Origin of the sequence: Streptococcus sp. HMSC034B05, assembly GCF_001809055.1 — a bacterium.
In the GTDB taxonomy this organism is placed as follows: Bacteria; Bacillota; Bacilli; order Lactobacillales; family Streptococcaceae; genus Streptococcus; species Streptococcus constellatus.
Genome location: NZ_KV795595.1, coordinates 171051 through 192320 on the forward strand (window position 1 = coordinate 171051; position 21270 = coordinate 192320).

Here is a 21270-nt window from a genome sequence, read left to right on the forward strand (position 1 = left end):
GAGTAAGGGCTGGGTTTCCTGCTCTTTTTCGCTGTTTTAGGAGTTGAAATAAATTAGTTTTTAATATAAAAGGAATTGGAAATTAACAATCGCTTTTTTCTCTGAATTATATTAAAATAATAGATGAAGTATGTGATATAGAGAGAAACTATGACGAAAAAAGTAGGTGTCGGTCGGGCACATAGTAAAATTATTTTGATAGGGGAACATGCTGTTGTATATGGTTACCCTGCGTTAGCCTTGCCTTTAAATAATATCGAAGTGACTTGTCGTATTCTACCGTCAAATCATACGTGGGTTTTATACGAGGAAGATACCCTCTCTATGGCGGTTTTTGCTGTTTTAGAATTTTTGGGGATACAAGAGGCTGATATTCGGTGCGAGATTGAATCAATGGTACCTGAAAAGCGGGGAATGGGTTCTTCTGCAGCAGTGAGCATTGCTGCGATTCGAGCTGTCTTTGACTATTATGAGCAAGATTTAGATAAAGAAACTCTTGAGATTTTAGCGAATCGAGCGGAGATGATTGCCCACATGAATCCGAGTGGATTGGATGCGAAGACTTGCTTGAGCGATCGTGCTATTAAATTTATCAAAAATGTTGGCTTTTCAGAGTTCGAGACGAATCTTGGAGCTTATCTTGTGATAGCAGACACAGGGATTTATGGGCATACACGCGAAGCGATTCAAAAGGTGGAAAGTATTGGAAGAAGGGCTTTGCCACATTTGCATCAGCTTGGTAAATTGACGAATGAAGTTGAAGCGGCGTTGAAAATTAAAGATTTAGAAGCAATTGGTATGGCTATGTCAGAAGCTCATCTAAGCCTAAAAAGTTTAGGTGTTAGTTGCTCAGAAGCAGATAAACTGGTTTCCATAGCGCAAGCAAATGGAGCGCTTGGTGCGAAAATGAGCGGTGGTGGTCTTGGCGGTTGTATCATTGCTCTAGTGGCTAACAAAGAAAAAGCTAGTTGGCTATCCCAGTTATTGAGAGAGAAAGGAGCGGTGCATACATGGATCGAAAGTCTGTAAACGTGCGGTCTTATGCTAATATTGCCATTATCAAATATTGGGGTAAGAAAGATACTGCTAAGATGATTCCTGCGACGAGCAGCATTTCTTTGACCTTGGAAAATATGTACACAGAAACGAGCTTATCAAGTTTGCCAGCCAGTGCCCAGTCAGATGAATTTTACATCAATGGTATTTTGCAAGATCAAACTGAACACAAAAAAATGGGTGAAATCATAGATCGTTTCCGTCCAGCAGGCTCTGGGTTTGTGCGAATTGATACAAAAAATAATATGCCGACAGCAGCAGGGTTATCTTCTAGTTCAAGCGGTTTATCTGCCCTCGTTAAGGCATGCAATGAATTTTTTGGACTACACTTGTCCACAAAACAACTGGCGCAAAAAGCAAAATTAGCTTCTGGCTCGTCTTCGCGGAGCTTTTATGGTCCAATTTCGGCTTGGGACAAAGATAGCGGTGAAATTTATCCAGTAAAGACGGATTTGAAATTAGCCATGATTATGTTGGTCTTATATGATCAGAAAAAGCCCATTTCGAGTCGTGAAGGTATGAAACGGTGTGCAGAAACTTCAACAATATTTGATGATTGGGTGAGACAGTCAGAAGAAGATTACAAAGCTATGTTGATTTATCTTTCTAACAATCATTTTTCTAAAATTGGAGAACTAACAGAAAAAAATGCACTTGCCATGCATGCTACCACTCAGACTGCAAGCCCTCCTTTTTCTTATTTGACCGAGAAAAGTTATGAAGCGATGGATTTTGTTAAGCAATTACGAAGTGAGGGAGAGCGCTGCTATTTCACCATGGATGCAGGACCAAATGTAAAAGTTTTGTGTTTAGAAGAAGATTTGGAACACTTAGTACCAATATTTGCTGAAAAATATCATCTTATTGTTTCTAAAACGAAGGAATTACCAGATGACTAAGACAGTAAGAACATGTGGGAAATTATATTTAGCAGGAGAATATTCTGTCTTGACGGCGGGGCAAGGAGCGATTTTGAAACATATTCCTATCTACATGACTGGGAAAATTCATTTTGCTGAACAGTATCACTTATTTTCAGATATGTTTGACCATGCTGTGGATCTGACACCTGATGATGATTACAGTCTCATTCAAGACACGGTTGCTGTCATGAATGAGTTTTTACAAAATCAATCTATTTCATTAAGCCCGTTTTCTTTAACCATTACTGGAAAAATGGAACGAGATGGGAAAAAAATCGGTTTGGGGTCTAGTGGTAGCGTAGTGGTTGTGACGATAAGGGCGATAGCATCTTTGTTTGATGTGCCATTATCTGCGGATGAAACCTTTAAGTTGGCAGCCTATGTCCTCCTTAAACGGGGAGATAATGGTTCAATGGGGGATGTAGCTTGTATCGCCTATGAGGACTTGATTTATTACCAATCTTTTAATCGAAAAAAAATAGCAGAGCAGATCAATGAGCTTCCTTTAGAAAAGATAGTGGCCCAAGATTGGGGATACATTATCCGGACAATCCATCCACAGCTCCCATGTGATTTCCTCGTGGGCTGGACGAGAGAACCAGCTATTTCTAGCGTTCTCATCAATCAAGTCAAAGCAAAAATCTCATCAAGTTTTTTAACACAAACGCAAGAAGAAGTCCTTCGACTGGAGAAAGCGTTGCTTGTTGGTGAGAAAGAAATTGTGAAGCAAAGTCTAGAAAAAGTTAGTTGCCTCCTGCTGCAACTTAGCCCTGCTATTTATAATGAAAAATTGAGAGCTTTAAAAAGATCTAGTCAAGGATTGGACTGTATGGCAAAGAGCAGCGGCGCTGGCGGTGGTGACTGTGGCATAGCCCTGTCTTTTGATTCCAAAGCCAGTCAAATCTTAGTGGAGCGTTGGCAAGTAGCAGGAATCGAGGTTTTATATAAGGAGAGGTGGGATAGATGAGCCAAAATCGTAAAGATGAACACATAAAGTACGCACTCAAGTACGAGTCGCCTTATAATAGTTTTGATGATATGGAGCTCATTCATTGCTCGCTTCCTAAGTATGATTTGGACGAGATTGATGTAACAACGCATTTTGCAGGTAGAGACTGGGAGTTTCCATTTTACATTAATGCTATGACAGGTGGAAGCGAGAAGGGGAAAGCCATCAATCAACGCTTGGCTCAAGTAGCGGAAGCGTGCGGTATTCTGTTTGTCACAGGATCTTACAGTGCTGCTTTGAATAATCCAGCAGACGATTCTTATACTGTAAACAAAGACAAGCCCAACCTGCTCCTTGCCACCAATATTGGACTGGATAAGCCCTATTCACTGGGACAGCAAGCTATCACAAATCTTCACCCTCTATTTTTACAAGTGCATGTGAACCTCATGCAAGAATTACTAATGCCTGAAGGAGAACGCTCCTTTAAAACTTGGCGAGCACATTTAAAAGACTATGCTGAAAAAAGCACAGTCCCAATCGTACTAAAAGAAGTTGGTTTTGGTATGGACTTAGCGACGATTCAAACGGCTTATGACTTGGGTATCCGAACAGTAGACCTTTCTGGACGTGGCGGAACGAGCTTCGCCTATATTGAAAACAGGCGTGGCGGCAATCGAGATTATCTCAATGATTGGGGGCAGTCTACTCTCCAAGCCTTATTGAATGCTCGGTCGATGATGGATAAAATGGACCTTCTTGTTAGCGGCGGAGTACGTCAGCCGCTTGATATGGTTAAGGCATTTGTTTTAGGCGCTAAAGCTGTTGGGCTTTCGCGCACGATGTTAGAATTAATCGAGAGGTATTCAGTAACCGAAGTCATTTCTATTATCAATAGTTGGAAGGAAGATATACGCTTGATTATGTGTGCACTTGCTTGTCAAAATTTGACGGAGTTAAGGCAAGTACCTTATCTTTTGTATGGACGTTTGCGAGAAGCACAAAATCAAATGAAAAAAGAAACCCGATGAGTTGTTCACTTATCGGATTCTTTTTTGCTTATGATTTTTGACGAAAGTCTTCTAAAATTTCTTGTGCTCTTTTGAGACTAAAATTTTTCTCGGAAATGAGTTGAGAAACCAAAGGAGAGATTTCTGTGTCTTGAGCTCCGGCTAAAAGAGCGAGAGATTTAGCTTGCAGTTTCATGTGACCCTGCTGAATGCCGGTACTGACCAGTGCTTTCAAAGCCGCAAAGTTTTGTGCTAAACCAATAGACGCAATGATACTGGCTAACTCTTTGGCGGTTGGTTGGTTTAGCAAGTCAAAGCTAACTTGCACCGTAGGATTGAGTCCGATGGAACCGCCTTTTGTAGCGATGGGAAGTGGAAGAGTAATCTCTCCGTAGAGTGTTTGAGTAGCTTCCTTGATGGACCAAGTCGTCAATCCTTGATAAGTTCCATTTCTGCTAGCATAGGCATGTGCGCCCGCTTCAATTGCCCGCCAGTCATTTCCTGTTGCCAGTACGACGGCGTCAATCCCATTGAAGATTCCTTTGTTGTGGGTGCTGGCGCGATAAGGATCTTGCTTGGCAAATTGGCTTGCTAACACTATTTTCTTAGCAATATCAAGGGCTTCTGACTTATTTCGGTCGAGAAAACGGATATCAATTTCACAGGTGGCAGTTACTAAGGCTTCCGTCGCATAATTTGATAAAATTGCCATCAAACTTTTACCACCAGACAACTCTTCTAATGGTGATTTTAATGCTTCTAGCATGGTATTGAGGATATTGGCTCCCATAGCTTCTTGGGTGTCAACTGTTAGGTAGACGATTAGAAATTCAGCTTCACCATTTAGGTATTCCGCATGCAAATGGCGTGCTCCACCTCCACGTTTGACAATTGATGGATGGGCTTGATTTGCCAATTCTAGTAACTTTTGCTTCTTTTCCTGAATGTTGTTTATGGCATTTTTAATATCTGGCACATGATAGAGGGCAACTTGTCCAATCATTTGGCGATTGTGAATGGTTGTTTTGAAACCTCCAGAACGTTTAATCATTTTTGCTGCAAAGCTGGCAGCCGCAACGACAGAAGGTTCTTCTGTTACAAAAGGAACTTGATAAACTTGTCCGTCTACTATGACATCGGGAACGAAAGCGTAAGGAAGGGCAAAGGTTCCGATGACATTTTCGCTCATCTGATCAGCCGTTGAAAGAGGAAGTGTGTGATTATATTCAAGGTTTGCTTGATTGTTTTCGTTTAGCAAGTGATAATCTTGCAGGAACTTTAATCGTTCTTGTAGCGATTTTTTAGAAAAACCTGTCCAACTTAACTTCATGTTATTTTTCCACCTTGATGTATCTACGTTGGTGCTCAACAATTTCTGCTAAAGCAAAGTCCTGGTTTTCATAGTTTGTAAAGCTAGCAGATCCGTTTTTATCCAGATTTGCTTCTTCAAAAAATAGTTTCTCATAATCTGGAATGCTTAACAGCGTGCGATTGTTGAGTATTTCCATATGATTGGTTTGCAGTTGCTGCTTAAAGCCTGCTACGAGCTGACCACTAAAGATTTCTGACACAGCCCCGCTCCCATAGCTAAAAAGTGCAATCCGGTCACTTGCTTTAAGAGACGTACTATTTTCAAGCAGAGAAAGTAGACCTAAAAAGAGAGAGCCTGTGTAGATATTCCCAACCTTTTGGCTGTAAAGAATAGATTGCTCGAAATTCGCTTGTAGTTGCTCTTGCTGCTCAATTGGCAAACTCTTATTCATAATCTTTTTCAGCCCTTTTAAGGCTAGTTTGGGATAAGGCAGATGGAAGCAAACTGCTGCAAAATCTTTTAAGGATACTTGGTTGCGTTTTTGATATTCTATCCAAGTCGTTTCTAAACTATCCAAATATTGCTGAGTAGAATATAGACCATTGACAAACGGCGTTGTAGAATAATTTGGTCGCCAAAAGTCCATAATATCTCGCGTCTGAGCAACATTATCTTCATTAAAAATGAGAATCCGTGGGTTATTTGTGATGAGCATAGCTACTGCTCCAGCCCCTTGTGTTGGCTCTCCCGGTGTTTCAATACCGTACTTGGCAATGTCACTTGCAATGACCAATACTTTTGAACTAGGACGCTTTTCGATATGCAGCTTCGCATAATCCAATGCGGCAGTAGCGCTATAGCAAGCCTCTTTCATTTCAAAGCTGCGTGCGAATGGCTGAATTCTGAGCAGACCATGAACAAAAACAGCGGAAGCCTTGCTTTGGTCAATTCCAGATTCGCTGGCTACGATAACCATGTCAATCTCATTTTTATCTTCTTCTGTCAAAATGGCTGCAGCAGCGCTTGCTCCCATCGTTACAATATCTTCTGTAACAGGAGCGACACTGAATTCCTTTACCAGAAGTCCCTTACTTAATTTTTCTGGCGCAATATTACGTGCCTCTGCTAAATCGGCTAACTTTAATACATAATTGGCTGTTGCAAAGCCAATTTTATCAATTCCAATGTTCATCATTACCTCTATATATTTTTCGATTTGATACCAAACTTATTCTATTCCATTTTATCATAATTAAAGTGGAAACTGAGAAAAAAGCCTTCTTGCGAAAAGAAAGACTTGGGACATTTTCAGGAGTTATGTCGAATTATGAGGAGCGATGCTTTTGTAGATAATGGTATAGTCTGAGCACCACTGTGCCACTTGCCATTCCGATCGAAATCACTAAGGCCAGAATTACCACTAGTGTGGCATTTACCATAGCGTGGCTATAATTTCCGGTAACGAAAAAAGCGGTTGTACGATAGGAAAGGTAACCTGGAACCAAAGGAGCCAAAATGGCTAAGATAAAAACGACTGCGGGCGTTTTGTAGAGAATACTCAACACTTGACTAATGCAAGACCCAATAATAGCTGCGATGAACGTAGCAATGATGACATTTGTCGGACCTTTTAGTACATAATATAATAACCAGATAAACATTCCAAGAGCTCCCCCTGGAATGAGCATGCTTTTTTGAACATTTAAAACGATTAAGAACGTTACAATCGCAAGAAAACTTGCTGCAGCTTGTAGTAAGACAATCAATGGATTCACCTTTTATTTCATTAGGACGAGAGCTACGGAAGTGCCTGCTCCTAGCGCTAGGGTAATTAGCAATGTTTCAAAGATTTTGCTCATTCCAGAGTTGAGATGATTGGTCATTAAATCACGTACAGCATTGGTTAGAGCAATACCAGGAACAAAAGGCATGACAGCACCTGCGATGATTAAGTCAGCACTTGAAGGAAAGCCAGAATAGCGTGCCCAGATTTGTGCCAGCAGTCCAAAAACAAAAGCACCGGCAAAAGCTGTGACAAAGGGAATACGCACATATTTATTAACCAAAAGAGAAAAAGAAAAGCCAAAGAAGGTCGCAAGAGCAGCTCCGAGTGCATCATAGAGATTGCCACCAAACATGATGGAGAAAAAAGGGGCACTAATGGTCGCAGCAAGTGTTAGTTGCCTGTTTGTATATGGAGGTTTTTTCTTTTTTAGCTGAATCAGTTTCTTAAAAGCTTCTTCAAGACTGATCTTCCCACCAACTAGCTCACGTGACACTTGATTGACATCACATACTTTTTCAATATTATAGTTTGAATGAGTAATGCGTTTCATACGCGAAATATTGGTGTTTTCAATTGAAAAGAAAATGGCAACTGGCATTGCGAGTGCATTACAATCCATAATTCCTTGAGAATGAGCAATCCGAATCATGGTATCTTCAACCCGATAAATTTCAGAACCACTTTGAAGCAGAAGCGTACCTGCTAACATCAGGACATCAACAGTTAGATTAAATTTGTCTTCCCTTTCTACATCTCTTTTCTTCACCATTTTTACACCCTTTTCTTTTAACTAACAATATCTCTATTATAGCATAAAAAAGAAGAAAACCAGCTGGAATTTCCAACTGGTTTTTGAGAATAGAATTGAATTAGCTAAGGGCATCATCCATTGAGAGAACTTCGTGGAAGACACGTTGAGTCAATTCAGTTTTTTGTTCTTTAGTAAGGTATTTGGTATTGACACAGTAACCTGAGATACGAACGATAACATCTTCACCATTCATAATCTTGTCATAGACATCTTTAAGATCCATAACGTTCAAGTTGACGTGTTGTCCTCCATTTTCAAAGTAACCGTCAAGAATTGTGACCAAGTTATCCACTTGTTCTTCACGAGTCTTACCAAGAGCACGAGGTGAAACTTGTGTAGTGAGAGAGATACCATCTGCTGCATAGCCAAAGTCAAGGCTGGCTAGTGAGTTGAGGTTTTGCAACCAACCACCACGAGCTTTGTTAGATGGGTTTGCACCTGGTGAGAAGAATTCCAATTTAGATAAGTTCACTGAACCATCTTCGTTGAGGTATACCCCTTTGTGGACCGGTGAGTTACCAGTTTGTTTAGAGTAGGCAACGTTAGACGTGATTGTAAGAAGGGATACAGTAGCTTCTGCGTTCTTGTAGAGTTTGTGGCTGCGCAGACGAGTAGTGTAAGCTTCAATCAACCATTCAGCTAATTCGTTTGAACGAGGATCGTCTTCGCCCCAACGTGGGTATTCGCCAGTAGTTTCGTAGTCGTAGATATAACCATTTTCGTCACGGATTGGTTTGACTGTCGCATACTTAATAGCTGACAATGTATCAACTGTATTGGCAAATCCACAGATACCAAATCCCATATTAGCACGTTGATGGGTTGGCAAGAAAGCCATTTGAACAGCTTCGTAGTTGTACTTATCTGTCATGTAGTGAATGATATTCAATGCATCTACGTAAGTATCTGTCAACCAATCGAGCGATTTTTCAAAGTTCGCTTTAACAGTATCAAAGTCAAGGACTTCATCACGAATAGGTTCAATGTCAAATACTTTGTAATCTTTGTGAACATCATCGTAACCACCGTTAAGACCTGTAAGAAGAGCTTTTAACACGTTTACACGAGCACCGAAGTATTGGATGTTATGGCGTTGTTCTTCATTTTCTGGGTCAAGCGGAGACACACAGCATGAAATACAACTCATTTCACCATAGCCATCTTTCGCCATTGTTGTTACACCTTCGTATTGGATAGAAGAGTGCTTGTGGCTCATGTGCATGCAGTAATGACGAAATGCATATGGTAATTTATCTGTCCAAAGAACTGTTAAGTTTGGCTCTGGTGAGTTACCGATATTGTCAAGTGTATTCAAGAAACGGTAGTCCATTTTTGTCACACGGTGACGACCATCATTTCCCATACCTGCCATAGACGTTGTGATGAAGGTTGGGTCACCTGAGTAGAGTTGATCGTATGCTTTTGTACGAGCAAATTTTACAGTACGAAGTTTCAAGACGAAGTCATCAACAAATTCTTGGATTTCTGATTCTGTGAAAGTACCACGAGCAAGGTCGCGTTCTGCATAAATGTCAAGAACGATTGGCACACGTCCAAGAGAAGTAGCAGCACCATTTACGACACGGCAGACAGCCATGAAAGCGATATTCACCCATTGAATAGCTTCTTTTACATTCATAGCAGGTCTGCGAACATCAAGACCATAAAGGTCACCTAGGCGGACAACTTCTTTCAATGATTGGTATTGAAGGTTGATTTCTTCGCGGAGACGGATTGTTTCTTCGTCAATTTCAGTTAAAGCATTCCAATCTTCAACTTTTTCTGCCATCAAGTAATCTGCACCGTAAAGAGCAAGACGTGCGTAAACACCAATGATACGTCCGCGTGAGTAAGCATCTGGCAAACCTGTAACAGTATGCGCATGGCGTGCACGGCGGATATTTGTTGTGTAAGCACGGAAAATACCGTCATTTACAGTTGTTACATATTTTGTAAAAATTTCATGCATCTTAGGATCTGGTTCATAGCCATGTTCCTTCAAAGCAGTTTCCGCCATACGGATACCACCTTTTGGCATGAAGTTCAATTTGAACAATTCATCATTTTGGATACCATAAATCAATTCATTATCTTTGTCAATATATCCAGCTGGGATGTCAGCGATTGAAGTAGCACGTGTATCCATTGGGAAACGTGTTTCTTCATAATGTGCTTTTGTATCTTCGATAATTTTTTTAATGTGAAGAGAGCGTTCAGTTGGACCAGCTAAGAAACTTTCATCTCCGTCATAAGGAGTGTAGTTTGCTTGTACAAAACGAGATACACTGGCTTTTTCTCGCCAATCTTCACCCTTGAAGCCTTCCCAGGCTTTGTCAAAAATATCTTGTGCTTCGACAACAGTTTTAACAACCATGTTTTTTCCTCTTGTATCTTTCTAGCAACAGAAAACTGTTACATTTATAAAGTAAGTATATCATATAGTAATCGTTTCCACAAATAGAATCTGGTTATAAAAACACTTTCTTTTATAATACAGTTTTAAAAACAAGAAATAATTGTATTATATATTTGAAAAAGCACAAGCTATTTTCAAATATTATATAAAAATTGTATAATGAAAGAACAGAAGCAAGAAAGGAGTTGTGTTGATGTTAATCTTTCCTCTAATCAATGATACGTCTCGGAAAATTATTCACATTGATATGGATGCCTTTTTTGCCGCTATAGAAGAAAGAGATAATCCAGCACTAAAAGGTAAGCCAGTCATCATTGGAGCTGATCCCCGTTTGACAGGTGGACGAGGCGTTGTCTCGACTTGTAATTATGAAGCGCGAAAGTTCGGCGTGCATTCAGCAATGAGTTCCAAAGAAGCGTACGAACGTTGTCCGCAAGCGATTTTCATTTCGGGAAATTATGAGAAATATCAGGCGGTTAGCCAGCAAATTCGAGAAATTTTCAGGCGATATACAGATGTGATTGAGCCCATTAGTATTGATGAAGCCTATCTAGATGTGAGCAAAAATAAGCTGAGAATGAAATCTGCTGTCAAGATAGCCAAGTTAATCCAGCACGAGATATGGACAGAGCTTCATTTGACCAGTTCTGCTGGTGTTTCCTATAACAAATTTTTGGCAAAAATGGCTAGTGACTATGAAAAGCCTCACGGGCTGACCGTGGTTTTGCCGGGAGAAGCAGAATCTTTTCTGTCTCAAATGGATGTTGCCAAATTTTATGGTGTTGGGAAAAAGACAGTAGCGAAGCTGCATGATATGGGTGTTTATACGGGGGAAGATTTGTTGAAAATTTCTGAGATGACTTTGATTGATTTGTTTGGGCGGTTTGGTTTTGACCTTTATCGCAAGGCAAGAGGCATCAGCAATTCACCAGTGAAAGTCAATCGTATTCGTAAGTCTATTGGTAAGGAAAGGACTTACGGAAAATTATTGTATGACGAAGACGACATAAAAAAGGAATTGACACTTTTATCGCAAAAGGTTGCTCGTAGTTTAAAAAAACATGAAAAGTCTGGAAAGACGATTGTCCTGAAGATTCGTTATGCAGATTTTTCGACGTTGACAAAGAGGCAAAGTTTAGTGACCAGGACGCAAGATGCAGAGCAGATTGAGCGCATTGCACATGAGATTTATGATAGCTTAGATGAGCAAGCAAGAGGTGTACGCCTTTTGGGTGTGACAGTAACTGGATTTGGAATGTAAAATGAGGCTGAAACGAAAGTCTTCAGCCTCAAAAGATATGATGCGATAAATAAAGAGTGTAGTAGCTAATGGCTCAAAGTGATGCTTTGGGGTTGAAGTTAGGATTTGCGAAGTAAGTCCTTCTTCATTCACTTTTTTAGATCGGAAGAGGATTTTTGATGAACGCTTCGTTTTTGTCATTCACCAACTCAACAGTTTTCGGGTTGGTGAGCAATTCTGTGGGGGTGAGGTTAGGAATTAAAAATTTTCAAGTTTTAGTTCTGCCTCGCTCCTATTTTATATCATTCTCCAAAAATGTTCTGAATATCTTCATCCGTTATTCCAATCATGGGATTGATTTTCAAGAAATTTTCCTCAGTCAAGACATAGTTTTCCACAGTTGTTTCCAAATTATCCACAGAAGTGTGTATAACTTTTTCTACATTGAGAAAGTCTTCAAAGCGCTCTTTCAGATAGGTTTTACGTGTTGTCCCAGTATTTTGGACAGCAAAGGCAAAGGCAGACTTTTCCCCAAGAAGAATCAATTTGCTCTTGGCGCGGGTGATAGCAGTATAGATAAGATTGCGTTGCAGCATGCGGTGGCTGCTGGACGTAATCGGTAAAATGACGACTGGAAATTCACTGCCCTGAGATTTGTGGATACTCATAGCGTATGCCAGACGAATCTTGTACCATTCACTGCGTTGATAAACAATCTCATTGCCGTCGAAATTGATAGTCAGTTCGTCCTGCTTAGAGTCCGTATATTTTGCTGGTAGCAAATCGGTGATATAGCCTAAATCACCATTAAACACATTGCTTTCAGCATCGTTGACCAGATGAATAACCCGATCGCCTTGTCGATATTGACCATCAGTTGCTTCAAAGACGAGTTGTTCTTTTTCGGCAGGATTAATCAGATCTTGCATGAGTTTATTGATGTGGTCAATGCCGGCTTGTCCACGGTACATAGGGGCAAGCACCTGCACATCTTGAGCTGGAATGCCACTGCGGATAGCAGCTTCTACAATGCGCTCAATCATCTGTGGGATATGCTCGCTACGAGCTTCAAAATAAGAACGATCTGCTTTTTTTTCAGTAAAGTCGGGCGGTAAAACACCTTTTTGAATCTGACTAGCTAAGGTAACAATCGTGGAATCTTCGCCCTGCCGATAAATTTTTTCTAATTTGGTCTGTGGAAGGAGGGGGATTTTCAGCAAATCTGCTAACACTTGTCCAGGACTGACAGAGGGTAGCTGGTCGGCATCTCCGACAATGAGTAGCTTGCTATTGGAAGAGATATTGCTGAGTAGTTGATTGGCTAACCAAGTATCTACCATTGAAAATTCGTCCACAATAATAAAATCTGCGTCCAAATAATCGTCTAAATGACTGGTGTCATCGTCTCCTGTCATGCCTAAATGCCGATGAATCGTCGCGCTTGGCAGTCCTGTTAATTCATTCATGCGTCTAGCAGCGCGCCCAGTTGGAGCGGCTAAAAGGATAGGTAAATCTTGAGATTTGTGTAAATCCAGACCATGTAGCAGAGCGTAGACAGCAATAATTCCATTGATAACGGTCGTTTTTCCAGTTCCAGGACCACCTGTTAAGATGAAAATTTTATGCTGGATAGCATTGCAAATGGCTTGTTTCTGGATAGCATCATAGGAAATAGCAAATTCTTCCTCAATGTGAGTAAGAGCAGCTTCGATTTTTTCCGGTTCATATTTATTTTGATTTTCCTTCTCCAGAATGCGTAAGAGATTGTTGGAGATTCCTTCTTCAGCAAAAAAGAGACTGTTTTCAAAAATCTTCGTATCGACATTTTGGACTTTATCTTCTTCAATCAAATGAGCTAGCTCATCTGCAACGGAATTTGGATCTAGTTCGATCTGTCGGGAGCTTTCCAGAAGTTCAATGGTGTGTTCCAGAAGCTCTTTTGCTTCAAGATAGGTGTCGCCTTTTTCCATGGACTGGGTTAGAAGTGTGTGGAGTAATCCTGCACGGAAGCGCTCTGAAGCAGTACTTTCAATTCCTAAGCTTTGCGCCAGTTGGTCGGCAATTTTAAATCCTATTCCTTGAATATCTTCCACTAATTGATAAGGATAGTGTTCGACAATTTCGAGAGTCTCTTCTTTGTAAAAATCTTGAATCTGAAAGGCAAGTTTATTTGAAATGCCGTATTCAGATAGCTTTGCAAGGACTCGCTCGGTACCGTAGTTCTGTCTTAGTTTCATAATAAAGGCTTCGCGATTTTTAGCAGAAAGGCCTACAATATCATGTAATTTTTCGGGTTCTACCAAGACCTTATCAATCGTGTTATCGCCGTAGAGATCCACAATTTTTTGTGCTGTTTTTACACCGATTCCCTTAAAATGGTCGCTTGAAAAATATTTGACCAAGCCTTTGCTGGTTGGTTTAGCACGCTCATAGCGTATTAGTTTGAGCTGTTCACCATATTTAGGGTGTTGCACGAGATTTCCCCAGAAAGTATAGTCTTCCCCCTCTATAATATCTGCCATAGTGCCGGTGACAATAATCTCAAAATCATCAAAATCCGCATCGGTGTCGTCAATATTTAGCAACAGAATCCGAAAAAAACTGCTGGGATTTTCAAAGATAATGCGTTCGATGGTACCTGAAAAGTAAAATTCCATAATTTTCCTGTTTAATACTAAAAGAATGGGAATGGGACAAAAGTCAGTATTTCGTAAGAAGTCACTTTTGTCGTCCCGCCTTCACATAAGCAACTAGCTTATCCACCTTTCTTGCTTGACAAGGAGCTAGAATGATTAACCAACCGTTATGATTTGTCATCAAAAAGATATGGTAAAAGCCTGGAAACGGATGTTCCAGACTCAAATAATCAAAGCAAAATTCCTTGACTAGAAAGTGCCAATTCTATTCAAAGGCCAGAAGCGGAATTTTGCTTCACCTTGAAGTTGACTAGCTTTAAACGTTCCTACCTGACGGCTATCTTTTGAAACGAGACGATCATCTCCTAGAAGCAGGTACTCACCTTTTGGAACTTCAATGGTGAAGTTTGTGTTGCCATTGGCATCTTGCGTAAAGGACTTGGCTTTATCTGCTAAAGATTGGAAATAACTATTATAAGAATAGGTTGACTGCAATTTATCTTCTTTGAATCTTGCTATATAGTTTTTAAGGTAGGGTTCATTAGTCTTTTTACCATTTATATAAAGTTGGTCATTTTCGTAACGGATAGTGTCTCCGGGAAGGCCAATAACACGCTTGACAATTTGCTTGGTTTTTCCATCCTCGTCTTTTTCGCTTGCAACGACAATATCAAAGCGATTCACAGGGAGGTGTTTGACCACAAATAAATATTCTCCGTTAGCTAAAGTCGGATCCATTGAATGACCATCTACTTTGACAGGAACCCAAAAAAAGGCGCGTGATAAGAATAGGATCGCCATAAAGAGGATAAAAAATCCCCATTCTTTCATAAATTTTGAAAAAGTAGTTGATTTTGCTTGCATAACTTACCTTTCTAGAAGTTTTTTTGCTTTTTCAGTATTTTTAAAATGTAGTTTTGCACTAGCTTCCAAACTCTTCATACCGTAGGTTTGAAGAAGCTGACTTGCGATTTTATCGGACTTTACTCCTGCTCCGCTAGGTAATTCGTAGCCGAGCTCTTGACTTAAATTTTCAAGATTTTCTAAAAATAAGTCGCGTGCGATTATAGAACTGACTGCTACCGCTAGGTATTTGCCTTCGGCTTTTTCTTCTAACGTAATAGGGTTTGGAAAATGATTGCTTTCTCGCTGGAGATATTTTTGATAATTTTTGTCGCTGGTGAAAGCATCAATAACGATTTTTTGGGGCTGTACTCCTGTTTGTAGTAACAGATAAATAGCTTGATTGTGGAGAGCAACCTTGACAGAGACTGCATTATAGCCAGCAGCAATGACTTGGTTGTATTTTTTTGGAGACAGTAACAGAGCTTGGTACTGAATCTTTTCCTTTAACAAAGGAACGATTTGCCTGATTTTCTGGTCTGTCAGGCTTTTAGAGTCATCAACTCCCAGCTTTCGTAGAAAATTATGCTGTTCTGGTGTGACAAAAGATGCTACAACAGCAAGTCCGCCGAAATAAGAACCGTTGCCGACTTCATCTGTCCCGATAAGAGGACAATTTTGCTGAGGAACTGTCGTTTCTTCTCTGGAAGACTGATAGCCAAAAAATTGTGCTGCCTGCTCTGCTTTTTCTCCTTGGAAGAGGACTTTTCCTGAAGTGTAGATGGAGGCAGTTGCCTTATCAAGCTTAAAAAGGTAACGAATATAAGGATTTTTACTAGCAACAAGCTGTTCCTGGTATTGGGCAACAAAATCTTGAATTTGTTTCTCACTGGGTTGTAAGGTAATACTTTCCATATTGTTATTGTACCATAAAAGTGATAAATTTCTTTAAAAACTGACAAAATGGCTTCCTTTTGGTATAATATTTTGAGGTGATTTTATGGCAAACTTAAATCGATACAAATTTATTTTCGGAAAGAAAAGCGTAACCTTAACAACAGAACACGATAATTTATTCATGGAAGAGGTCGAAAAGGTTGCGACAGAAAAATATCACGCAATTAAAGAAAAGATGCCGATGGCTGATGATGAAACACTAGCTATTTTACTGGCAGTCAATAGCTTAGCGACACAATTGTCACGTGAAATTGAGTTTGATGACAAGGAGCAAGAGCTGGAAGAACTTCGTAAGAAAGTGCTAGAAGCCAACAAGCAAAAAGTTAGTGAGCAAGAGGAAACTGTATGATTTCGTTAGTGATTTTGCTGATTTTAGCTTGGAGTTTTTACATTGGCTACTCGCGCGGAATTGTACTACAAACTTATTATACTATTTCGGCGATCGTTTCAGCTATTATCGCAGGGCTACTATACCAATCTTTAGGTAAACAAATCAATCTTTTAGTACCTTATGCGAGTGCCCAGGAAGGGACATTTACGTATTTTTTCCCAAGTAGCCAATTGTTCCAGTTGGACAAGGTATTTTATGCTGGTCTGGCTTATCTCGTCATTTATACGATTGTGTATAGTGTAGCTCGTTTTATTGGAATTTTTATCCACTTGGTTCCAAATAAAAAAGCTAACGAGCGTTGGTACAATGTTGCTAGTGGTGTTTTAGCTCTTTGTGTTACCTTGTTTGGGATTCAAATGTTCCTAACTGTTTTGGCGACGATTCCCTTGCCAGTTGTTCAAAATCATCTCAATACAAGTAGTATAGCTCGTTTTATTATTAGTCACACACCGATTACTTCAGGAGTGTTAAAACAACTCTGGGTGACCAAAATCATTGGATAATACAAAGACTCAGTTGGTGGTGCTAGCTGAGTTTCTTTTTCATCGGGAAAGATAAGCATATGAATAGAAAAATTTTAGAAACATTAGAATTTGGGAAAATCAAGGCACTCTTTGAACCCTATCTGCTGACAGAACAAGGCCGTTTAGAGCTAGGACAGCTTTTTCCATCTAATAAACAGGAACGGTTGGAGACAGCATTTTTAGAAATGACGGACATGCAGCAGATTTTTGTGCAGCGTCCGCATTTCAGCTTGGCTGCGACTCAAGATATTACTGGACTGGCCAAGCGTTTGGAGCTGGAAGGCGACTTAAACATTGAAGAATTTCTCGCTCTGAAGCGGGTTTTAACTGTCACGCAAGAATTGACTGATTTCTATGATGAGTTGGAAAATGTTGATTTGCAACGCTTGAACCGTCTTTTTGAAAAATTACTGGCTTTTCCTAACCTGCAAGGATTGCTGCAAGCCATCAATGAGGGTGGATTTGTCGAAAGCTTTGCGAGTGACAATTTAGCTCGCATTCGCCGGAAAATTCAAGAAAATGAAGTTCAAGTGAGAGATATTTTGCAAGATATTCTCAAAACGAAGGGCGATATGTTGGTAGATCAAGTAGTAGCCAGTCGAAATGGTCGCAATGTTTTGCCAGTTAAGAATACATTTCGTAATCGGATTTCAGGCGTGGTACATGATATTTCTGCTAGTGGAAATACAGTATATATCGAGCCGAGGGCGGTAGTCAACCTCAATGAAGAAATCACCAATGCGCAGGCAGACGAGCGTCATGAGATTCTACGTATCTTGCAAGAGTTGTCCGACCGAATACGTCCTCATATTGCTGAAATTGCTAATAACGCTTGGATTATTGGGCATTTGGATCTAGTTCGGGCAAAAGTGTGTTTTATGCAGGAGAGAGGCGCGGTGGTGCCGATGTTGTCTGATAGTAAGGATATTAGACTGCTCCATGTTACTCATCCCTTGATAGAAAATGCAGTGGCTAATGATTTGTACTTTGCGTCGGATTTAACGGAAATCGTCATTACTGGTCCTAATACAGGTGGGAAGACAATTATGCTGAAGACCTTGGGCTTGGCTCAGCTCATGGCGCAGTCTGGTCTGCCTATTTTGGCGGATAATGGTAGTCGAGTGGGGATTTTTGACCAAATTTTTGCCGACATCGGAGATGAGCAGTCTATTGAGCAGAGCTTATCGACTTTCTCTAGCCACATGACCAATATTGTTACCATTTTAGAGCAGTCAGACGAAAATTCTTTGGTGCTTTTGGACGAGCTGGGAGCTGGAACTGATCCGCAGGAAGGAGCAGCTCTTGCAATGGCCATCCTTGAGGACTTGCGGCTGCGGCAGGTTAAGACAATGGCAACGACTCATTACCCGGAGCTTAAGGCCTATGGGATTGAAATGGCTGGCGTACAAAATGCTAGCATGGAGTTTGATACGGCAAGTCTAAGACCAACTTATCGCTTTATGCAGGGAGTGCCGGGCTGCTCCAATGCCTTTGAGATCGCAAGGCGTTTAGGTCTATCTGATAGAGTGGTCAAGGATGCTCAAGAATTGACCGATACGGACAGCGATGTTAATCGAATCATTGAGCGACTGGAGGAGCAAACGCTGGAAAGCCGCAAGCGCTTAGACAATATCCGTGAGGTTGAGCAGGAAAATCTCAAATTTAACCGAGCACTTAAAAAACTTTACAATGAGTTTAACCGAGAGAAAGAAACCGAGCTCAATAAGGCACGGTTGGAAGCTCAGGAAATTGTTGATCTGGCTTTGTCAGAGAGTGAGAGTATTCTCAAAAATCTCCATGATAAGTCCAGTCTTAAACCGCATGAGATTATCAAAGCCAAAAGCCAGCTGAAAAAATTAGCTCCGGAAACGGTGGACTTGTCACAGAATAAAGTGTTGAAACAAGCTAAAAAAGCACGGAAACCAAAAGTGGGAGACGATATTCTGGTGATTAGCTACGGTCAGAGAGGCACGCTTGTCAATCAGCTCAAAGACGGTCGCTGGGAAGCACAGGTGGGACTCATCAAGATGACCTTGGAGGAAGCAGAGTTTAACCTGCTCAAAGCTGAAAAAGAACAGCCTAAGCGCAAGCAGGTCAATGTGGTGAAACGAACAACCACAAGCGGACCAAGAGCCCGACTGGATTTGCGAGGAAAACGTTATGAAGAAGCCATGCAAGAGCTGGACACTTTTATCGACCAAGCCTTGCTCAACAATATGGCACAGGTGGACATTATCCACGGAATTGGGACAGGCGTCATTCGCGAAGGCGTCACCAAATATCTCCGCCGTAACAAGCATGTCAAGAGTTTTGGCTATGCACCGCAAAATGCCGGAGGCAGCGGAGCAACGATTGTGGTGTTTAAGTAATAGAGAGTTGATGAACAAAGCAAGGCTGTTCAGGATAAAAAAAGAAAGATAGAAGAGAGGAAACATTTATGAGACAAAAAGGTATGCAAGATTCTTGTACAACGATTTTAGTTGGGAAAAAAGCGAGTTATGATGGTTCAACTATCGTTGCACGTACAGAAGATTCACAAAATGGTGTGTTTACGCCCAAGAAATTTATTGTTGTTAGCCCAGAAGATCAGCCGCGGCATTACAAATCTGTGCTGTCAACCTTTGAGATAGATTTACCGGACAATCCAGTCCGCTATACAGCAGTACCTGACGCCATTCCTAAGGACGGGATTTGGGGCGAAGCAGGCATCAATGTTTACAATGTAGCCATGAGCGAGACAGAGACGATTACCACGAATAGTCGAGTATTGGGGGCCGATCCTTTGGTGGCGACTGGTATCGGAGAAGAAGACATGCTGACCTTGGTGTTGCCTTATATCAAAACGGCGCGTGAGGGCGTGCTGCGCTTGGGAAAGATTCTTGAAGAATACGGCACCTATGAGTCAAATGGGATTGCTTTTTCTGATGTGGACGAAATCTGGTGGCTGGAGACAATCGGCGGACATCACTGGATGGCACGACGCGTGCCTGACGATGCCTATGTGACCAATCCAAACCAGCTAGGCCTTGATTATTTTGAATTTGATAACCCAGAGCATTTCCTCTGCCATCCAAATCTTAAAAGTTTTATCGAGGAAAATCATCTCAATCTTAATTACTCGAATGAGGGCTTCAATCCGCGCTATGCTTTTGGTAGCCAGAAGGACAAGGATCGCCATTACAATACACCGCGGGCTTGGGATATTCAGCGTTTTCTCAATCCGGAAATTGAGCAAGACCCACGCTCCTTTTTCCTTCCTTGGTGCCAAAAACCATACCGTAAAATCACGATTGAAGATCTCAAGTATGTTCTCAGCGGTCATTACCAAGACTCTCCTTATGATCCTTATGACTTAGAAGGTACATCTCATAGTCAGCGGACCTTCCGCACGATTGGGATTAACCGTACAAGTCAAACGTCGATCTTGCAGTTGAGACCCAATAAACCGCAGGAAACGACGGGCATTCAATGGTTGTCCTATGGTTCTATGCCTTACAATACGGCGGTGCCTTTCTTTACCCAAGTCTCTACAACACCAGCCTACTTTGCCAACACGACGGACAAGGTTTCGACGGATTCCTTCTACTGGACCAATCGCTTAATTGCTGCTTTGGCTGATGCTCATTTTTCTAGTCATCTGGGAGATTTAGATGATTACCAAGAAACAACCATGGCTCTGGGGCATGAAATGATTGGTCGAGTTGACCGATCTTTGGCAAATGGCGATCCAGTTGACTTTGAAGCAGAAAACCAGGCGATAAGTGATAAAGTACAAGAAGCAACTGACCAACTTCTAGATCAAATCCTCTTAGACGCTAGCAACTTGATGACGAATCATTTTTCTTTGAGTGACTAACTCTGCTCCGTAACACATTCTGTCACAATCGATGATTAATCTTAAGAACTTGCTGATTTATAAAAGACTATTTCTGGAATTATTGAATGCTAATCTGCTCCGTAGCAAATATTTTGCAAATTTCTCTTTTTAGTGTAGAATGTTGTCAAGAAATGAAATAGAGCGATGACATCGGTCATCGTCAGAGGAGAACAATATGGTAACAGCAATTACAGATGCAAATTTTGCAGAAAAAACAAAAGACGGACTTGTCCTCATTGACTTTTCGGCAGTATGGTGTGGTCCTTGCCGCATGCAAACACCGATTTTAGAGAAATTAGCCGAAGAAGTGCATGAAGATGAATTGAAGATTTTCAAAATGGACGTGGATGCAAATCCAGCCACACCAGCTGAATTTGGGATTATGTCTATTCCAACACTTCTCTTTAAGAAAGATGGGCAAGTAGTGAAAAAACTGGTTGGCGTTCATTCAAAAGATCAGTTGAAAACTATTGTAGCGGAATTGAGCTAATGATCCTATCAAAAGGAGTCTGGGACAATAGTCCCTTTGCTACAAAAAA

Annotated in this window: 18 protein-coding genes; 10 read left to right on the top strand and 8 right to left on the bottom strand. The window is 40.9% G+C overall.

What is annotated here, in order from left to right; genetic code table 11:
- Window positions 1-150 precede the first annotated feature (150 nt).
- The 4 genes from mvk to fni are packed head-to-tail and all read left to right on the top strand — an operon-like array spanning window position 151 to window position 3959.
- Window positions 151-1029, top strand: coding sequence for a mevalonate kinase (mvk, locus tag HMPREF2542_RS03450; RefSeq protein WP_058670079.1), 879 nt, complete (start codon window positions 151-153; stop codon window positions 1027-1029).
- The gene (gene mvaD / locus HMPREF2542_RS03455; protein WP_039677451.1) at window positions 1011-1955 is read left to right on the top strand and encodes a diphosphomevalonate decarboxylase; all 945 of its coding nucleotides are present in this window, start codon (window positions 1011-1013) and stop codon (window positions 1953-1955) included. The genes mvk and mvaD overlap by 19 nt, the downstream gene beginning before the upstream one ends.
- Complete coding sequence (locus HMPREF2542_RS03460; protein ID WP_058670080.1) at window positions 1948-2946, top strand: phosphomevalonate kinase; 999 nt, start codon at window positions 1948-1950, stop codon at window positions 2944-2946. Before mvaD ends, HMPREF2542_RS03460 begins: the two co-directional genes overlap by 8 nt.
- Window positions 2943-3959 (top strand): type 2 isopentenyl-diphosphate Delta-isomerase, encoded by a 1017-nt coding sequence (gene fni / locus HMPREF2542_RS03465; protein ID WP_070484332.1) that lies wholly within the window; start codon window positions 2943-2945, stop codon window positions 3957-3959. The genes HMPREF2542_RS03460 and fni overlap by 4 nt, the downstream gene beginning before the upstream one ends.
- Window positions 3960-3987: 28 nt before the next feature.
- Here the strand turns inward: fni and HMPREF2542_RS03470 are convergent, their stop codons facing one another.
- The 5 genes from HMPREF2542_RS03470 to pflB all read right to left on the bottom strand — a co-directional run bounded on the left by HMPREF2542_RS03470 (window position 3988) and on the right by pflB (window position 10221).
- The gene (locus tag HMPREF2542_RS03470; RefSeq protein WP_058670082.1) at window positions 3988-5268 is read right to left on the bottom strand and encodes a hydroxymethylglutaryl-CoA reductase, degradative; all 1281 of its coding nucleotides are present in this window, start codon (window positions 5266-5268) and stop codon (window positions 3988-3990) included.
- Between the two features lies 1 nt (window position 5269).
- Complete coding sequence (locus tag HMPREF2542_RS03475; protein WP_058670083.1) at window positions 5270-6442, bottom strand: hydroxymethylglutaryl-CoA synthase; 1173 nt, start codon at window positions 6440-6442, stop codon at window positions 5270-5272.
- A gap of 133 nt (window positions 6443-6575) precedes the next feature.
- Window positions 6576-7016, bottom strand: coding sequence for a threonine/serine exporter family protein (locus HMPREF2542_RS03480; RefSeq protein ID WP_006270632.1), 441 nt, complete (start codon window positions 7014-7016; stop codon window positions 6576-6578).
- Between the two features lie 12 nt (window positions 7017-7028).
- Window positions 7029-7805, bottom strand: a complete 777-nt coding sequence (locus HMPREF2542_RS03485; RefSeq protein WP_037596535.1) for a threonine/serine exporter family protein — start codon at window positions 7803-7805, stop codon at window positions 7029-7031.
- Window positions 7806-7905: 100 nt separating this feature from the next.
- Complete coding sequence (gene pflB, locus HMPREF2542_RS03490; protein ID WP_003070939.1) at window positions 7906-10221, bottom strand: formate C-acetyltransferase; 2316 nt, start codon at window positions 10219-10221, stop codon at window positions 7906-7908.
- 235 nt (window positions 10222-10456) lie between these two features.
- Between pflB and dinB the strand changes: the two genes are divergently transcribed.
- Complete coding sequence (dinB, locus tag HMPREF2542_RS03495; protein ID WP_058670084.1) at window positions 10457-11524, top strand: DNA polymerase IV; 1068 nt, start codon at window positions 10457-10459, stop codon at window positions 11522-11524.
- Window positions 11525-11805: 281 nt separating this feature from the next.
- Here the strand turns inward: dinB and HMPREF2542_RS03500 are convergent, their stop codons facing one another.
- The 3 genes from HMPREF2542_RS03500 to rnhC all read right to left on the bottom strand — a co-directional run bounded on the left by HMPREF2542_RS03500 (window position 11806) and on the right by rnhC (window position 15897).
- Entirely contained in the window at window positions 11806-14160 is a 2355-nt protein-coding gene (locus HMPREF2542_RS03500; RefSeq protein ID WP_070484333.1) for an SF1B family DNA helicase RecD2, read from the bottom strand.
- 228 nt (window positions 14161-14388) lie between these two features.
- Complete coding sequence (gene lepB, locus HMPREF2542_RS03505) at window positions 14389-15003, bottom strand: signal peptidase I (protein WP_049492195.1); 615 nt, start codon at window positions 15001-15003, stop codon at window positions 14389-14391.
- A gap of 3 nt (window positions 15004-15006) precedes the next feature.
- Entirely contained in the window at window positions 15007-15897 is an 891-nt protein-coding gene (gene rnhC, locus HMPREF2542_RS03510) for a ribonuclease HIII (RefSeq protein ID WP_058670086.1), read from the bottom strand.
- Window positions 15898-15982: 85 nt separating this feature from the next.
- Between rnhC and HMPREF2542_RS03515 the strand changes: the two genes are divergently transcribed.
- The 5 genes from HMPREF2542_RS03515 (at window position 15983) to trxA (ending at window position 21221) form a co-directional block, all read left to right on the top strand.
- On the top strand, window positions 15983-16288 hold the full coding sequence (locus tag HMPREF2542_RS03515) for a hypothetical protein (protein ID WP_003070932.1): 306 nt from the start codon (window positions 15983-15985) through the stop codon (window positions 16286-16288).
- The gene (locus HMPREF2542_RS03520) at window positions 16285-16833 is read left to right on the top strand and encodes a CvpA family protein (RefSeq protein WP_037596546.1); all 549 of its coding nucleotides are present in this window, start codon (window positions 16285-16287) and stop codon (window positions 16831-16833) included. Before HMPREF2542_RS03515 ends, HMPREF2542_RS03520 begins: the two co-directional genes overlap by 4 nt.
- A 59-nt stretch (window positions 16834-16892) precedes the next feature.
- The gene (locus tag HMPREF2542_RS03525) at window positions 16893-19223 is read left to right on the top strand and encodes an endonuclease MutS2 (RefSeq protein ID WP_058670087.1); all 2331 of its coding nucleotides are present in this window, start codon (window positions 16893-16895) and stop codon (window positions 19221-19223) included.
- A 68-nt stretch (window positions 19224-19291) separates the two neighbouring features.
- Window positions 19292-20710: a C69 family dipeptidase gene (locus HMPREF2542_RS03530; RefSeq protein ID WP_058670088.1), complete on the top strand. Its 1419-nt coding sequence runs from the start codon at window positions 19292-19294 to the stop codon at window positions 20708-20710.
- A 196-nt stretch (window positions 20711-20906) separates the two neighbouring features.
- Window positions 20907-21221 carry a thioredoxin gene (gene trxA / locus HMPREF2542_RS03535; RefSeq protein ID WP_058670089.1) on the top strand — a complete coding sequence of 105 codons (315 nt, stop codon included), beginning with the start codon at window positions 20907-20909 and terminating at the stop codon, window positions 21219-21221.
- The last annotated feature ends 49 nt before the right edge of the window (window positions 21222-21270 follow it).

What these genes read in the sequence shown, in the direction of transcription:
- HMPREF2542_RS03500 (WP_070484333.1), bottom strand. Translation starts at nt 14,160, where the DNA reads ATGGAATTTTACTTTTCAGGTACCATCGAACGCATTATCTTTGAAAAT.
- HMPREF2542_RS03475 (WP_058670083.1), bottom strand. Translation starts at nt 6,442, where the DNA reads ATGAACATTGGAATTGATAAAATTGGCTTTGCAACAGCCAATTATGTA.
- trxA (WP_058670089.1), top strand. Translation starts at nt 20,907, where the DNA reads ATGGTAACAGCAATTACAGATGCAAATTTTGCAGAAAAAACAAAAGAC.
- HMPREF2542_RS03525 (WP_058670087.1), top strand. Translation starts at nt 16,893, where the DNA reads ATGAATAGAAAAATTTTAGAAACATTAGAATTTGGGAAAATCAAGGCA.
- pflB (WP_003070939.1), bottom strand. Translation starts at nt 10,221, where the DNA reads ATGGTTGTTAAAACTGTTGTCGAAGCACAAGATATTTTTGACAAAGCC.
- HMPREF2542_RS03470 (WP_058670082.1), bottom strand. Translation starts at nt 5,268, where the DNA reads ATGAAGTTAAGTTGGACAGGTTTTTCTAAAAAATCGCTACAAGAACGA.
- mvk (WP_058670079.1), top strand. Translation starts at nt 151, where the DNA reads ATGACGAAAAAAGTAGGTGTCGGTCGGGCACATAGTAAAATTATTTTG.
- HMPREF2542_RS03515 (WP_003070932.1), top strand. Translation starts at nt 15,983, where the DNA reads ATGGCAAACTTAAATCGATACAAATTTATTTTCGGAAAGAAAAGCGTA.
- dinB (WP_058670084.1), top strand. Translation starts at nt 10,457, where the DNA reads ATGTTAATCTTTCCTCTAATCAATGATACGTCTCGGAAAATTATTCAC.
- rnhC (WP_058670086.1), bottom strand. Translation starts at nt 15,897, where the DNA reads ATGGAAAGTATTACCTTACAACCCAGTGAGAAACAAATTCAAGATTTT.
- HMPREF2542_RS03485 (WP_037596535.1), bottom strand. Translation starts at nt 7,805, where the DNA reads ATGGTGAAGAAAAGAGATGTAGAAAGGGAAGACAAATTTAATCTAACT.
- fni (WP_070484332.1), top strand. Translation starts at nt 2,943, where the DNA reads ATGAGCCAAAATCGTAAAGATGAACACATAAAGTACGCACTCAAGTAC.
- mvaD (WP_039677451.1), top strand. Translation starts at nt 1,011, where the DNA reads ATGGATCGAAAGTCTGTAAACGTGCGGTCTTATGCTAATATTGCCATT.
- HMPREF2542_RS03530 (WP_058670088.1), top strand. Translation starts at nt 19,292, where the DNA reads ATGAGACAAAAAGGTATGCAAGATTCTTGTACAACGATTTTAGTTGGG.
- lepB (WP_049492195.1), bottom strand. Translation starts at nt 15,003, where the DNA reads ATGCAAGCAAAATCAACTACTTTTTCAAAATTTATGAAAGAATGGGGA.
- HMPREF2542_RS03520 (WP_037596546.1), top strand. Translation starts at nt 16,285, where the DNA reads ATGATTTCGTTAGTGATTTTGCTGATTTTAGCTTGGAGTTTTTACATT.
- HMPREF2542_RS03460 (WP_058670080.1), top strand. Translation starts at nt 1,948, where the DNA reads ATGACTAAGACAGTAAGAACATGTGGGAAATTATATTTAGCAGGAGAA.